At 66.4% G+C, this 14,369-nt stretch carries 12 protein-coding genes; 4 read left to right on the top strand and 8 right to left on the bottom strand.

Features of this window, described 5'->3' with window-relative positions; translation table 11 throughout:
• Window position 1 precedes the first annotated feature (1 nt).
• Both HMPREF2912_RS06800 and trmB read right to left on the bottom strand, forming a co-directional pair.
• Window positions 2-613 (bottom strand): NYN domain-containing protein, encoded by a 612-nt coding sequence (locus HMPREF2912_RS06800; protein WP_070597005.1) that lies wholly within the window; start codon window positions 611-613, stop codon window positions 2-4.
• Window positions 613-1,386 (bottom strand): tRNA (guanosine(46)-N7)-methyltransferase TrmB, encoded by a 774-nt coding sequence (gene trmB / locus HMPREF2912_RS06795; RefSeq protein ID WP_070531906.1) that lies wholly within the window; start codon window positions 1,384-1,386, stop codon window positions 613-615. Before trmB ends, HMPREF2912_RS06800 begins: the two co-directional genes overlap by 1 nt.
• Window positions 1,387-1,743: 357 nt before the next feature.
• On the opposite strand from trmB, the gene HMPREF2912_RS06785 reads away from it, so the two are divergent.
• Window positions 1,744-3,564, top strand: coding sequence for a phosphoenolpyruvate carboxykinase (GTP) (locus HMPREF2912_RS06785; RefSeq protein WP_070523769.1), 1,821 nt, complete (start codon window positions 1,744-1,746; stop codon window positions 3,562-3,564).
• Window positions 3,565-3,619: 55 nt separating this feature from the next.
• On the opposite strand, the gene HMPREF2912_RS06780 is transcribed toward HMPREF2912_RS06785, so the two are convergent.
• Window positions 3,620-4,384: a class I SAM-dependent methyltransferase gene (locus HMPREF2912_RS06780; RefSeq protein WP_070597003.1), complete on the bottom strand. Its 765-nt coding sequence runs from the start codon at window positions 4,382-4,384 to the stop codon at window positions 3,620-3,622.
• Window positions 4,385-4,408: 24 nt separating this feature from the next.
• Between HMPREF2912_RS06780 and HMPREF2912_RS06775 the strand changes: the two genes are divergently transcribed.
• Window positions 4,409-5,491 (top strand): glycosyltransferase family 4 protein, encoded by a 1,083-nt coding sequence (locus HMPREF2912_RS06775; protein ID WP_070683664.1) that lies wholly within the window; start codon window positions 4,409-4,411, stop codon window positions 5,489-5,491.
• Here HMPREF2912_RS06775 and HMPREF2912_RS06770 read toward each other — a convergent pair.
• Entirely contained in the window at window positions 5,415-6,893 is a 1,479-nt protein-coding gene (locus tag HMPREF2912_RS06770) for an MmpA family trehalose lipid delivery protein (RefSeq protein ID WP_232755645.1), read from the bottom strand. The genes HMPREF2912_RS06775 and HMPREF2912_RS06770 overlap by 77 nt on opposite strands.
• 6 nt (window positions 6,894-6,899) lie before the next feature.
• Window positions 6,900-7,874: a PorA family protein gene (locus HMPREF2912_RS06765; protein ID WP_070523757.1), complete on the bottom strand. Its 975-nt coding sequence runs from the start codon at window positions 7,872-7,874 to the stop codon at window positions 6,900-6,902.
• Between the two features lie 53 nt (window positions 7,875-7,927).
• On the opposite strand from HMPREF2912_RS06765, the gene HMPREF2912_RS06760 reads away from it, so the two are divergent.
• A complete protein-coding gene (locus HMPREF2912_RS06760) occupies window positions 7,928-9,094 on the top strand; it encodes an acyltransferase family protein (RefSeq protein WP_070683663.1) in 1,167 nt (388 codons plus the stop codon).
• A gap of 159 nt (window positions 9,095-9,253) precedes the next feature.
• On the opposite strand, the gene HMPREF2912_RS06755 is transcribed toward HMPREF2912_RS06760, so the two are convergent.
• From HMPREF2912_RS06755 to HMPREF2912_RS06745, 3 genes are read right to left on the bottom strand one after another with little or no spacing between them, the layout of a single operon-like run.
• Entirely contained in the window at window positions 9,254-12,493 is a 3,240-nt protein-coding gene (locus tag HMPREF2912_RS06755; protein WP_070683661.1) for an alpha-(1->3)-arabinofuranosyltransferase domain-containing protein, read from the bottom strand.
• Between the two features lies 1 nt (window position 12,494).
• Window positions 12,495-12,692 carry a DUF2613 domain-containing protein gene (locus tag HMPREF2912_RS06750; RefSeq protein WP_010188604.1) on the bottom strand — a complete coding sequence of 66 codons (198 nt, stop codon included), beginning with the start codon at window positions 12,690-12,692 and terminating at the stop codon, window positions 12,495-12,497.
• A gap of 31 nt (window positions 12,693-12,723) precedes the next feature.
• Window positions 12,724-13,227, bottom strand: a complete 504-nt coding sequence (locus HMPREF2912_RS06745) for a universal stress protein (RefSeq protein ID WP_070683660.1) — start codon at window positions 13,225-13,227, stop codon at window positions 12,724-12,726.
• Between the two features lie 58 nt (window positions 13,228-13,285).
• Here HMPREF2912_RS06745 and HMPREF2912_RS06740 point away from each other — a divergent pair, with 58 nt between their 5' ends.
• Window positions 13,286-14,347 (top strand): glycoside hydrolase family 3 N-terminal domain-containing protein, encoded by a 1,062-nt coding sequence (locus HMPREF2912_RS06740; protein WP_070683658.1) that lies wholly within the window; start codon window positions 13,286-13,288, stop codon window positions 14,345-14,347.
• Window positions 14,348-14,369: the final 22 nt, after the last annotated feature.

Here is a 14,369-nt window from a genome sequence, read left to right as displayed (position 1 = left end):
CCTACTTGTGCTCGGGCGCGCGGTCCGGCAGCAGCGCGGACAGCGGGCGGAAAGGCTGCAGCCAGGCGCCGCCTGGAGGCAGGTTGTCCAGGTTCACGCGCGGCAGCGGTTCGCGGAAGACACCCTCGATGTCTTCGAGGTCGACGAACTCGATATCGGGATGGGTCAGCGCCCAGGAGGTGTGCTCGTGGAATCCAAGCACGCAGGTGGGCAGGCCGGAAGCGGAGAGCTGCTCAAGCAGGTGCTGGAAGTTCTGGCCGTCGGCAGAAGCCACGATGACACCGGAGAGGTTCTCGCGGTTGGCCTTGATGTATTCGACCATGTCGGGGTCGACATCATCGTCCTCGTGGAGCTTTGGCTTGGCAAACACGGCGAAGCCGACGTTGCGGATAGCCTCGACCCAGGGGCGGATGACGTCGGCGCCGCCGGGGCTGACGTTGGTGAAAACGGCGGCCTCGGGGGTGGCGTCGTTATCAAAGGCCAGGTCCACCAGCCAGCGGCCGATGGCGTCGAAGCGCGGGCGGTAGGCGGCGGTGGGGCGCCCGCCGAGGATGGCGCCGAGCCCCATGTCCATGTTGGGTGCATCCCACACCAGAAGGTAGGTTCCGGCCATTACTTCTTCTCCCACAGGTACTCGGTGATGACGTGTTCCTTATCCAGGCCTTTGCCCTCAAACTTGGTGATGACCTGGCGGTCGGTGAGGATGGGGCACTCCGGCCAGGGCCAGCCCTTGTAGTCGAGGGAAGGCTCGACCTCGACGAGCTCATTAATCCACTCGGCATAGCCGGCGTGGTCGGTGGCCACATGGAGCACGCCGCCGGGTTTCAGGCGGGAAGCAAAAAGATTGAGCGTGCCGGATTGGATGATGCGCCGCTTGTGATGGCGGGCCTTGGGCCACGGATCCGGGAAGAAGATGCGGATACCGTCGAGGGACTCGGGCGCGAACATGCGCATGAGAACCTCGATGCCATCGCCGCGGACCATGCGGATGTTCTCAATATCGTTGCGCACGATGGAACCTAGCAGCTTGGCCAGGCCCGGCTTGTAGAGCTCGACGGCGATGATATTGGTGTCCTGCTCGAGTGGCGCCATGGCTGCGGTTGAGGTACCGGTGCCGGAGCCGATCTCGACGATGGTCTTCGCCCCCTCGCGGCCGAACCAGGCGGGGATGTCGAGGGGTTCGTCGGCAAGCAGGCGCCCCAACCGTGGCCAGTGCTCCTCGAAGAGGGCGTTCTGGTTGTCGGTGAGGGTGCCGCGACGGAAGGTCACGTTGCCGAGGCGTGGGTAGTCCAAATCATTGTTGAACTCGGCGTTGAAATCCGTCTGGAGGCCGCGGCCGTGAGGCATCTGCGCGGCGGGATTCTGGGAAGAGTCTGCGCTATTCATCAGTTGACATTGTTCCCTTAAGCAGGGGTGAGGGGCAACGTGCCGCGCCGTGGAGGGTGGAGGGGCGCCTCGGTGGAGGCCACACAGGACGCCGTGGGGGTAGCGGGACGGGCGTACGGGATGGGTGATCCACAGAAACGAAACCCCCGTATGGGGGCGATTGAGGGCGGTGGGTGCCACATTTCACACTCCGCTGTCCTCGACATAGTCGATATGAACTGGGTGGATATAACCGGGGTGGCGGGCATTACACATTCTGTTATCACCAGTGTCCGTACTCTGGTTGGTGAAACGTCGTTGGGGGAACCTTCGGCGAAATAAAGCACCCTGGCCACACCGACCACAGGAGAATGTGAGATGACCGCAACTATTAAGGGCCTTGTAGGTGAACTGCCCACGAAGAACGAGAAGCTTATTTCGTGGATCAGTGAGAGTGTCGAGCTCTTCCAGCCGGAAGAGGTCGTCTTCGTAGACGGCTCCCAGGAGGAGGCTGACCGCCTCGCCGCCGAGCTAGTGGAAAAGGGCACCCTAATTAAGCTCAACGAGGAGAAGCGCCCGAACTCCTACCTGGCTCGCTCGAATCCTTCGGATGTTGCCCGCGTGGAGTCCCGCACCTTCATCTGCACTGAGACTGCTGAGGACGCTGGCCCGACCAATAACTGGGCCCCGCCGGCAGCCATGAAGGAAGAGATGACCGAGGCCTTCCGCGGCTCCATGAAGGGCCGCACCATGTACGTCGTGCCGTTCTGCATGGGCCCGATTAGTGATCCGGACCCCAAGCTCGGCGTGCAGCTCACCGACTCGGCTTATGTTGTGCTCTCCATGCGCATTATGACCCGCATGGGCCAGCAGGCCCTAGACAAGATCGGGGACAACGGTGACTTTGTCCACGCTCTGCACTCCGTGGGTGCCCCGCTGGAGCCGGGCCAGGAGGACGTCGCTTGGCCGTGCAACGACAAGAAGTACATCACGCAGTTCCCGGAGACCAAGGAGATTTGGTCCTACGGTTCCGGCTACGGCGGAAACGCCATCCTGGCTAAGAAGTGCTACGCGCTGCGCATCGCTTCCGTCATGGCGAAGGAAGAGGGCTGGATGGCAGAGCACATGCTCATCCTGAAGCTCACCAACCCGGAGGGCAAGAAGTACCACATCGCGGCCGCCTTCCCGTCCGCCTGCGGTAAGACCAACCTGGCCATGATTACCCCGACGATTCCGGGCTGGTCGGCTGAGGTCGTGGGCGATGACATCGCGTGGATGAAGCTGCGCGAGGACGGCCTGTACGCCGTCAACCCGGAGAACGGTTTCTTCGGTGTGGCACCGGGCACCAACTACGATTCCAACCCGATTGCCATGAAGACGATGGAGCCGGGCAACACCCTGTTCACCAACGTCGCGCTGACCGACGATGGCGACGTCTGGTGGGAGGAAATGGGCGAGGCCCCAGAGCACCTCATCGACTGGCATGGCAACGACTGGACCCCGGCTTCGACCACCAAGGCGGCTCACCCGAACTCCCGCTACTGCGTGCCGATTACGCAGTGCCCGACCGCTGCGCCGGAATTCGATGACTGGAAGGGCGTCAAGATTGACGCCATCCTCTTCGGCGGCCGCCGCGCGGATACCGTCCCGCTGGTGACCCAGGCCTTCGACTGGAACCACGGCACCATGATTGGCGCCCTGCTCTCCTCCGGCCAGACCGCTGCCGCCGAGGGCAAGGTCGGCGCCCTGCGCCACGACCCGATGGCCATGCTGCCGTTCATGGGCTACAACGCCGGTGACTACCTGCAGCACTGGGTAGATATGGGTGAAAAGGGCGGCGACCGTATGCCGGCCATCTTCCTGGTGAACTGGTTCCGCCGCGGTGAGGACCGTCGCTTCCTGTGGCCGGGCTTTGGCGAGAACTCCCGCGTTCTCAAGTGGATTGTGGACCGCATTGAGGGCAACGTCGACGCCGTCGAGACCGTCGTGGGCCACACCGCCCGCCCGGAGGATATCGACCTCACCGGCATCGACTTCGACATCGAGGACGTCCGCGAGGCCCTTTCCGTGAACCCGGCCGATTGGGCTGGTGACATGGAAGACAACAAGGAGTACCTGACCTTCCTGGGCTCCCGCGTTCCGTCTGAGGTGTGGGACCAGTTCACCGCGCTCAAGGAGCGCGTTGAGTCTGCCTCCTAATCATCGCGGTTAAACGGATGCTCCCCTGCGGGGGAGCTTTCGTCGTTTTAGGGGCTTAAGCGCGCAGGACGAGGACCAGGTTGGAGGTGAGGAACTCGCGCAGCACCGGCACCTTTGTTACCCACCAGGCCCAGGCAGGGTGGTAGCGCGGGAAGGCCGCGAGGAACTCTGCGCCCTGTGGGCTAGGCGGAGCCACGCTGCGCGCCCAGTCCAAGCCCTCGCGGGCGGAGAGCGCAAAGAGCGAGGTGCCGAAGACATTCTTCGGCGGGTGATCGTGGCGGCGGGTATAGCGGTCGCGGGCGAACTCGCCGCCCACGTAGTGCTCCCACAGGCCGGTTTCATGCCCGCCAAAAGGCCCTAGCCACACCGTGTAGCTCAAGATCACCAGCCCGCCGGGCTTGGTTACGCGCAGCATCTCCTCACCCATGTCCCACGGGTTGGGGATGTGCTCGGCCACGTTGGAGGAATACGTGATGTCGAAGATGTCATCCGCGAAGGGCAAACTAGTGCCGTCGCCGCGCACGGCCTGGGCCACCTCGATGCCGGCGGCGGCCATCTCGCCCACGTCCGGCTCCAGCCCGACATAGCTGGCCCCGCGCTGGGCAAAGGCCGAAGCGAAATAGCCGGGCCCGCCCCCGACGTCGAGCACGCGCGCGCCGGTGAGGGAGAGGGAATGGTCGCGGGAGAGGGCGTCGACAAGCGCGGCGGTGTCCTCAGCCAAGCCGCCATAAAAGACCGCGGGCGCTGTCTGCTCGAAGCGGAAGGAGCGCAGCAGCCGCCAGGAGCGGCGCAGTGTGGCCAAGGCACGGGTGCGTTTCATAACCCACTAGGCTAGTTCCTCGACATGAAAATCCTTCTTTTGTGCTGGCGCGATTCCACCCACCCGCAAGGTGGTGGCTCCGAGCGCTACCTTGAGCGCGTCGGGGAATACCTCGCTGCCCAGGGCCACGAGGTGGTCTTCCGCACCGCGCGCCACATGAACGCCGCCAAGCGCGAGCGTCGAAACGGCGTGCTCTATTCGCGCGCCGGGGCCAAGTTCAGCGTGTATCCGCGCGCGCTGTTGTGGATGCTGTGTGGCGCGCGCGACGTTGACGTTGTGGTGGATACCCACAACGGCATCCCCTTCTTCGCGCGCCTGGCCACTCGCGCGCCCGTGGTGATCCTGACGCATCACTGTCACCGCGAGCAGTGGCCGGTGGCCGGGCCCGTGCTGGCGCGGCTGGGGTGGTTCCTGGAATCCTGCGTGGTGCCAAGGATCTACCGTGAGAACACGTGGGTGACGGTCTCGGAGGCTTCGAAGCGCGACCTGGAGAAGCTGGGGATTCACGGCGCGCACATCATTGAGAACGGCGTGGACCCCCTGCCGTCACACGTGCCCACCTTGGAGCGCGAGGCCGATATCCACCTGGTGACGCTGTCGCGCCTCGTGCCGCACAAGCAGATTGAGCATGCCATGGACACCGTGGCGCGGATTCCGGGCGCGCTTCTCGACGTCATCGGTTCCGGCTGGTGGGAATCCCACCTGCGCGAGTATGCGCGTGCCCACGGGGTGGAAGACCGCGTGCGCTTCCGTGGTCAGGTGACGGAGGACTATAAACATGCGTTGCTCGCGCGCGCTGATGTCCACCTCATGCCGTCTCGAAAAGAAGGCTGGGGTTTGGCAGTCATGGAGGCGGCCCAACATGGGGTGCCCACGGTAGGTTATGCGTTTGGCCTGCAAGACAGTGTTATCGACGGCAAGACCGGTGTGCTGGTGCGGTGCGAGGAGGAGTTCGCGCCGGCGGTGCGCATGCTTGTCGACGACCCCTCCCTCCGCCACCGTTTAGGCAACGCGGCACGCGAGTTGGCGGCTACTTTTTCGTGGGAGAAAACCGGTGCGCGCTTCGAAGAGTTGCTAGAAGCGGAAGTGCGCACCAGGCGGCGCTAAGCCCCCACGGGGCGGGTGCCGGTTGCGCGTTGGTGGTGGCAACGATGCCTCCCGCTTCGACGACCGCGCCCACGCCGAGCTCCTCCAACCGGGCGAGGTCGCGCGTGTTCCAGGCTTCGGTGGCCGCCAGGTAGCGCGGCGCAGGCTGATCCACGTTTATGCCGTCGACGGTGAGCTCGCCGGAGTCGAGCTTGTTGGCGGCCTTGGAATAGGGGTCGAGGGCAATGCCGCCGTCAAGCGGCACCATGGCTGAGCGGTCGGCGAAGAAGGTCAGGCGGCCGTCAAGGTCTTCGACGAGCTGGCGGTCGATGCCCGTTTCGCGTGGGAGTAACACGGCGAGCTCCCGCGGTGCATCGGGAGCCTGGAGCAGGCAGGCGCACAGCGCGAGTGCGGCAGGAAGTTGGCGCAGGGATGCGATACCCGCCACGGCCAGCGGCAGGGCGAGCAAGGTGAGCTTGGAGGAATCGCGCAGTAGGCCCGCACCGGGGACGTGCTCCACGGCGAAGGCGGTGAGACCTGGGGCGAGTGCGCCGAGGATGGCCAGGCCCATGCCGAGAACCGCCAGGGCCGCGAGCGGGCGCAGCTCGCGCCGGGGAAGGCGGGCAGCGCCCAGGACAGCGAGGGCGGCGACGGCAAGTCCCGCCAGGGCGAAGCCCTGCTCGCGAGAGGCCGGCACCGCCGCGGCATTCCAGATGCCGCCGAAGCCGAGCAGCGAGCCGACCGCACCCACGTAGGCCTCCGCGCGCGGGGCAAAGGCCGCGGCTTGGGCGGCGGGGTCGCCGTGGGTGGTAGGCGAACCGGCCACGAGGCTTGGAACTAGCCACGGCAACCACAGCAAAACTGAGCCGCCCGCGAAGAGCCACCGCCTTTCGCGCTCACAGACAACCGCGATGAGTCCCCCGAAGAGCCCGCCGGTGGGCGTCAAGGACGCGGCCCACAGCGCCAGCCACGCCACGCGCGGGTGGTAGCTTAAACAACCCCACGCGATCACGGGCGCTAACCAGGCGGCGACTGCCAGCGACCACTGGCCCTGCAGGAGGCGCTCGATGACGAAAGGATTGGCCACCGCGCACGCCATCGCAGCGGCCGCCGCCCACGGGCTGGACTCGCGCGCCCACCGGCCCGCCACCCACGCCGAGGCACTCGCAGCAGCAAGGATGAAGACCCTGGCCAGCCACGCCCCGCCGAATAAGGCAAGCACCCCGTCCTGCGGTGCATTGCGGGCGGGAAGGTCACCGGCGCCGAAGGCGGCAGCGCTCAGGGCTGGGCGGTCAAGCAGCACCATGTCGCGCCACAGGAACTCGCCGGGCAGCACGAAGGGCCAACACACCGCGAGCACGAGCGCCACGCCCCAGGCGCAGAGGGCGGCGCGCACCGCAAGGGATGCTCGGGACGTAATCACGGGCGCCTACGCGCTCTGCGCTGCATGGCGGCGCATGAACATCGCGGCCGCCACCGCCAACAACGCCACGCCGATGGCCTTGCCCAGCCAGCCGACGAGGCTCAAGATTTTGACTGTGTCGATGACCCGGCGAACAGAGTCGAGGCGTTCGGTGCGGGTGGAATCGGACCAGGAGAGGGGGACGTCGAGAAGCGCACGCTCGTGTGTGTCATCGGCATCGACCATGGCCTGGGCCTGGCGCGCGTCCGTGGCCCAGAAGATGCGCGGGTGCTCCTCCTCGTTGACGATGGTGCCGGTCGTGGGCTCCACCCACACCGTGCGGCTCACGGCGTAGAAAGGCTCGAGGATGACGTGTGATTTCGGCTTGAGGTTGTAGCGCTCCAAGGACTCCGCGGAGTAAAAATCGCCCGCGGGGCCGGAGCGGTGGGCTTCGAAGGCGAAGACCTCCCCGAGCGAGACCGGCGCGACATCCTGGTGGAAGACGTAGGTGGGGATGCTGTCGAGCTTCTCATCGCGCAGGAAATCGATGGGCTCCGTGTCCTGGGTCAGCGGATCGAAGAAGGGATAGGAGCGCTGCTCCGCGCCGGAGGGGAAGAAGTAGCTGATGCCGTCGCGCTCCACCCGGTCTTCCACCTGTACGTCGAAGGCGGGCAGCTCGATGTGCTGCGTCGTGTTCGGCCCCGCCACCGGGTAGGTGGATTCGCGGTTGAGCTGGGATTCCTCGGTGATGTGCGCGATGGTCTCGCCGTTGAAGGTGAGGTCCACGGTGGACTGCGCGCGGGCCACGGAATCCTTCATCGCGGGGGCGGTGGTGGTGTGGCGGGTAAACGTGGCTCCGTCGTGCTCTGCGTGGATCTCTAGGTTGAGGTCCCTGGGCAGTGGGCGGGATTGGTTGTTGTACAGCGGCGGAAGGATGGACCCGAGTATGAGGAACACCGCGGCGGCAATCGTCACCTGCGCTAGGCGGGAGCGAAGGAACACGTCAGCTCCGATCGGTCGAGGGATTCACTGCAGAAATAGTATCGTAGTGGGCCATGCGCTTTCTCCCTGAGCTCGAAGGCGTGCGTGCGCTGGCAGCATTGGCAGTCGTGGTCACGCACGTGTCCTTTCAGACGGCCACCGGCTGGGCCTGGGCTGAGCGCCTGGATTACGGGGTGGCGGTCTTCTTCGTCCTCAGCGGTTTCTTGTTGTGGCGCCGGCGGCACGCGCACACGGCGGGGCAGTACGTGCTCTCCCGCGTGGCGCGCTTGGCACCGCTGTATGTGGTGTGTGTGGTGGTAGTCCTCGCCTTGCTTCCCGACGCTTCCCCCTTAACCCTCCCGCAGGTCATCACCAACCTGACTGGCACGCAGCTCTATATTGCTGATGGCCTGGTTCCCGGGTTAACGCAATTGTGGTCGCTGTGCGTGGAGTTCGCCTTCTACGCGGTGTTGCCGCTGTTGGCGTGGTTGTTGGATAAGCTCTCGGCGCGCCCGCGGGTTGCACTTATTGCTGGAGCTGGCGTGCTGAGTTTGTTCTGGGGTTTTCTGCCGTTTGTGGCCGGATATGAATCCGGCGATGTCAATACGCAGATTTGGCCGCCCGCGTATTTCTCGTGGTTTGCGGTGGGAATGTTGGCCGCGGAGGCCGAGGCCGCGCAGGTGCGCCTGCGTGCTGGGCGGATTGTGCGTCCCGCCTGTTGGGCGGTGGCGGCGGGCTGCGTGTGGCTGGCCAGCCGCGAGTGGTTCGGCCCGCAGGGCTTGGTGCATCCAGAACCGGGTGAGTTTGCGCGGCGCATTGCGGCGGGGGCGGTGTGCGGGGCGTGCATCGTGGTGCCGGTGGCGCTGGCCCCGCGGGAAAGCTGGCTTTCTTCCGAGGTGATGCGAGCGCTGGGCCGCTGGTCTTATGGTGTTTTCATGTGGCACGTAGCGGTGCTGGCCATTGCCTTCCCGCTGTTGGGCGTGTCTGCTTTCTCCGGCTCTGCCGGGGATTTCGCGGTGGTGTTGGTCTTCACGGTGGTCGTTAGCTGTGTGCTTTCTGCTGCGACCTACGCGCTTGTCGAGGTCCCCGGCCGCGACCTCATCCGCTCCTTCGCCCGCGGCCGCATCACCATTCCGCGTTCGCTGCCGCGCCTCGCCGCCGATTCCGCGAGCTCTGGCGGTTCCGGATCCCTTGCCAACGCCGCCGGTTTTACTGATTCCGCCGGTTCGGCGGGGCCGTAGACGGCACTTCACACATGGCATTTTCCAGAAGGCATTAGTCAAACGGTTTACTTGACCCCAAACAAACCTTTTACATCGCCGCAGATGGTTTCCCTGCCCCCAAAGACACCTTTTGACTAGTACCTTTTGAGGGAAACCATCTGGGGCGGGGCCGGGTACTTAGGACGTGCGGCGGGATGGGAGGCAGGCACACGTGATGGCCGCGGCGCAGAGCAGTTGCACGAGCAGCGAGTCGCCGGCGTAGCCGTCCGTGGGCCAGGGTGCGCGGGCGAGCATCGCGCCCGCAGCCAGGGTCAGCGCGCCCGCCAAGTAGTCGGAGCGCAACGTGGTCCAGCGGGTGATGGCCCACGCCGCGGCCGCGGCGGCAACACCGGGCAGGCCCGCGACGAGCGCCATCGTTGCCGCGATGAGCAGGGCTAGAAGGACACGCGCCGAGGTAGACGAGTGGGTAGCAGGGCTGGACGAGGCGGTGTTGTGTGCCGTGTAAGCAGCGGAGGCGGCGGGGGAAGCGGAGTGAGGGCGGGGGCCGCGGGCCATGACGAGCAGGCACAGCGCGGTGGTCAGCGCGGCGAGCGCGCCGCCGAGGCCCAAGCCGACGCGATAGGCGCGGTCGGCAGCAAAAGACATGTGGAAGGTGCCGCCGGCACCGGCGGGAATGAGGAAGGCCTGCGTGTCGGCATCGATGGAGCGCGGTTCGAGGGGCAGTGGTTCCGAGCTGGAGGCAGGCGTTGAGTCCGGCGCTGAGTCTTGTGCTGAACCTGGCGTCGAGACCGCAGCTGTGCTGGGGGAGCGCAGCTCGCCGCGCAGGCCTTCGTTGAAGGCACGGCCGGTGATGAGGAGGCGGTCGTGGTCGGCGGGCTCGATGGTCTCACCGGCAGCGAGCGGGGTATAGCCGTGGTCAGCACCGGATGTGGCGGCTGAGCCGGCGGAAGACCCGGCTGCGGCTGAAGAGCGGTCAGAGGAAGCGGGAAGGGGCGCGGGCAGGGAGGATGCGGTATCGGTCAGCGCCGCCCAGTCGCCGGTGGTGCGCAGGAGGTGCTGACCGGCGGGCAGGTTGAGGGTGGAGTTGGGGGCGTGGGGGGAGCCGTCGATAAGCACTGTCTTCTCACCGGAGACCCGCACCGTCATGTCGCGCGGGGTAGTAAAGGAGCGGATGAGGATGTGCTCGTTGTCCTGCTGGAAGAGGAACTGCTCGGCATCGGGCGAGGTATCGGGCACGGTGACGATGCGCCGCGGGGTGGGCTGATCCACGATGGAGGCTTCCGCAATTCCGGTGCGGCGCTGCGGCTCGATGCGGATGGTGGAGGCTTTCGCGCCGGGCACGCGGATATCGCGGGCGCGGTAGGCCTCCATGGTGACCGTCACCTTGGAGTCGCCGTTGTGGATGGTGACCTCAGTCGTGCCGGTGGTCATCAGCCGCAGCGTGGGCGAGGTCCACGTGGAATCGGAGTGCAGCTCCAGCCAACCGGAATCGCCGGGCGCGGGCCACCACGCGGTGGAGTTCTCGTCGTCGACGGCCGCTGTAAGAGAACGCGCCGGGTTCGCCCCGCCGAAGGCAGAAGCATCCGCGGCAGAGGAGGACGCGGTGACGCGACCATCGTGCTCCACCACCTGGGTCAGCGGGCCGGCGGAGGGGTAATCGCGCAGTCGATTGCGCACGGTGGAAGGGTCATCAGGGGCCAGCGGCGCGGAGACCGGGCCGGAAAGCGTGCCGTAGTTGCGGTCGCGCAGCGCAGGCGTATCGGTGACGATGTCCGCGTTGGAGGCGACCAGTTCGTGAGGTCCGGAGAGGAGCGCGAGCGACTCCCCGCCGCCCGCCACGCGTGGCGGATTCGCAGGCGTCAGGTTCATGGAGAGGTCGCGGTCGAAGACGACGACGTCGACCTCCCCGAAGGTGTGGACCTCGCCCGGTATGTGGTCCGAAGAACCAGATATGAGGTCGTGGCGCACCGCGACGGCCCCGATGCCAAGGCGCTGCAACACCACGGGTGCGGTGGCAGGATCGCGTTCGATCTGCGCCATCGCACCGTCCAGACCACGGATTGCCTCGGGCGGGATGAGGGGAACGGCGTCGCGGACGGCCCAGGGGACGTCGAGAAGCGGCTGCGCCGGCTCATCGCGCGTCCACCCCCAGTCCTGGCGGGCAAAGGACGCCGGTGGGTAGATGAGCACGCGCGTATCCAGGCTGTTCATGAAGGAGGCGGCCTCGTGCCAATAGCCGGGCACCTCCTCGTACGCGCCCTTCGGCAGCAGCCTGCCCGCCCACGCCGGGGCGGTCGCGCCCATCACCACGAGGCACACCAGAAGGCCCGCTGCTTCACGACGCCCCGGGGACAACGTCCGCGGCAACCTCACCCGGGCGGCAATCGCGGCCACGCCGAGTACCAGCGGGATGCGCACTAGCGGGTCGAACTTGTGCACGTTGCGCAGCGCGGCCAGCGGGCCGTCGAGCGCGTCGAGGTACCACGTGGCATGCGTGCCGAGCACGGCCACGCCCACCAGCAGCATGAAGGCCCACTCGCGCGGCAGCCGGGCCAGGCCCATGAGTCCTAAGACGGCAACGCACACGGTGACGAGCACGAAGACCGGCTCGGTGGCCAGCTCGTTGCCGGCGACGCGCTCGGTATCCACAAACGGCGCCCAACTGGTGGTTCCGCGCAGGATTTCTGCCAGGTTGAGCCAGCGCGTGGTCACGCCAGCAGACTCGATGAATTCCGTAAAAGGCGGGGCATAGCGGCCCAGGATCAGCAACGGGGTAATCCACCACGCGGATACCGCAGCGCATCCGGCCAGCCAGGCCAGGCCAGTCTTGCTCGCGCGCCGCCACAGCAGAATCACACCCGCCGGTAGGCAAGCCGCCAGCGTGGCCGTGGCGTTGACCGCGCCCATGCAGGCCACCGCCACCACCGAGGGCGCGGCATCCCGCCAGTACAGCCGGCCCGGCCGCAGGAAGGGAAGCAGCACCCAGGGGGCCAGCATGACCGGCCAGGTCTCCGAGGAAATCGCACCCAGCGTGGTCAGCGTGCGCGGGGAGAGCGCATAGAGGAGGCTGCCCATCAGTGCGGCATAGCCCGGCGCGGCGGGAAGCACTGTGCGGACCACGCGGAAGAAGCCCAGAAAGCCCACGGCCAGGACTAGGAACCACCAGGCACGCTGCGCTATCCAATCCGGAAGCGGATCCGCCAGCAAGAAGAACAAGCCCTGCGGGAAGAGATATCCATAGGCCTGGTTCTGCAGCTGGCCCAGCGTAAAAGTATCGGTATAGGCGTGCAGGGCGCCGGCCAAAAACCCAGCCGGGTTGGCCACCAGGTCGTGCTTAGTATCGGCGGCGGTCAGCCCCCATGGCTGCACCAGGACCACGAGGGCTAAAAAGAAAAGCCCCCCGATGCGTGCGCGCACGCTACTCGCGGGAGCCGTACTCCGGCCCGCCCATCACGGCGTCGGAGGCCTTGACGGAATTATCGTTCGGCACGGCATCTGCCTGCGAGAATTGCGCGATGCCCAGGATGGTCACGACTCCCAGCGCCACGCCGACGACCGCGCTGCCCAGGGCCGGGCCCAGAGTGCGCTTGTTGAGGGAATCGCTGTCGAATGCCATGGCGCCAGATTCTAGCAGCTAAAAGCTGCCTTTAGGAGTCGCTTTCTGCCGCGTCGTCCTCATCGTCGTTCTCCGGCGGCACGATGAAGACTGGGAGACCGGCGTTGCGCACGATGTACTCCGCCGTGGAATTCGTCCACAAGGAGCGGAAGCCGGTGAGCGCGCGGGTGCCGGTGACGATAACGTCGATGTCGAGTTCTTGGGCGGCGTCGACAATCGCGCTCTGAATCGTCGTCACTGATTCCACCAGGTGGGCATGGCCGCGCAGGCCGAGGGACTCGGCCTTGGCAATTCCGTGGTGGCAGATGGCGAGGGCCTCTTCATAGGCCGGGTCATCCTCCACGCTGTCCGGTGAGACCGTGGATTGGTGCAGCCCGGTGCGGCTGACCGCGCGGGCGGCCTGGCGTGCGGACGGCTCCCAGGCGGTGAGGATTTCGACGTCGGTGGGGCGCAGGAGCCGCGCGGCGTACTCGAGGGCGCGGTCGGCGCGGTCGGAGCCGTCATAGGCAATGAGCATGGTCTCTCCGTTATTCATGTGACCATCCTAACAACCGCTTGTTTCCCGCGCGGGTGCTTCAGGCACACTGGTGGGCATGAGAAAAGCAATGCCCGCCCTCCTGTTGAGTGCTACCTGTGCGCTGAGCGCGTGTAGTGAGGAGCCTGTGCTTTCCGACGCCCCGCCCAGCAAATCCAGCGCCGCGGCCCCGAGCGCCGCGTCGGGCGATGCGGCACCACAGGAAGCCGCGCCCGAGGACGTCCGCGCCCGCGCCGCCGCCAAGCTCATGCCGCCTGCGCTGAACTATGACGATGCGCGCGCGAAGCTGGAGGCCGGCGTGGGCGGGCTCTTCATCCCGAGCTGGGCCGACCCCGAGCTGCTGAGCGATGGCCCGCGGGGAGTAAACGCTTTGCGTGAGGAGATGGGGCGCGACTTTGAAGTCTCCATCGATTTCGAGGGCGGGCGCGTGCAGCGCTTCTCCGAAATCTTGGGAGACTACCCCTCCCCGCAGGCCATGGCGGAAGGCCATAGCCCGGAGGAGGTCGAGGCCCTGGCCACGGAGATCGGCCACAGCCTGCGCGCCCACGGCGTGACGGTGGACTTCGCCCCCGTGCTCGATGTGGATGGGGGAGACCTGGAGGTCGTCGGTGACCGCGCCTTCTCCACCGACCCACAGGCCGCCGGCGAGTATGGCGCGGCCTTTGCCCGCGGGCTGCAGGCCGCCGGTGTGAAGGCCGTGTTCAAGCACTTCCCCGGCCACGGGCGCGCCTCCGGGGACACGCACCTGGGGGAGGCGGTGACCCCGCCGCTGGAAGAACTCTATGGACACGAGTTCGTGCCCTTTCACAACGCTCTCCCGCAAGCCCCGGAAGCAGCACTCATGATGGGACACCTCGTGGTCCCTGGTCTCGGCGAGGAGCCTGCCTCCCTCAACCCGCGGGCCTACCAGCTGGCCCGCGAGGAACTCGGCTTCGAGGGCACGATTTACACCGATGACCTGGGCGGAATGGCCTCTATTTCGGAGAACTTCAGCGTGCCGGAGGCCGTGGCCGCAGCCCTTGCTGCAGGTGCCGATATGCCGTTGTGGTCCACCGACGAGGACATTAACGCGGTCATTGATGCAGCTGCCGAAGTCGTGGTCCAGCAGGAGCGCGACTAGTAAAAACCAGCTGGCAGACGTT

Source organism: Corynebacterium sp. HMSC056E09 (genome assembly GCF_001813425.1).
Lineage (GTDB): Bacteria > Actinomycetota > Actinomycetes > Mycobacteriales > Mycobacteriaceae > Corynebacterium > Corynebacterium hesseae.
This window is presented reverse-complemented; position numbering and strand designations above follow the sequence as displayed.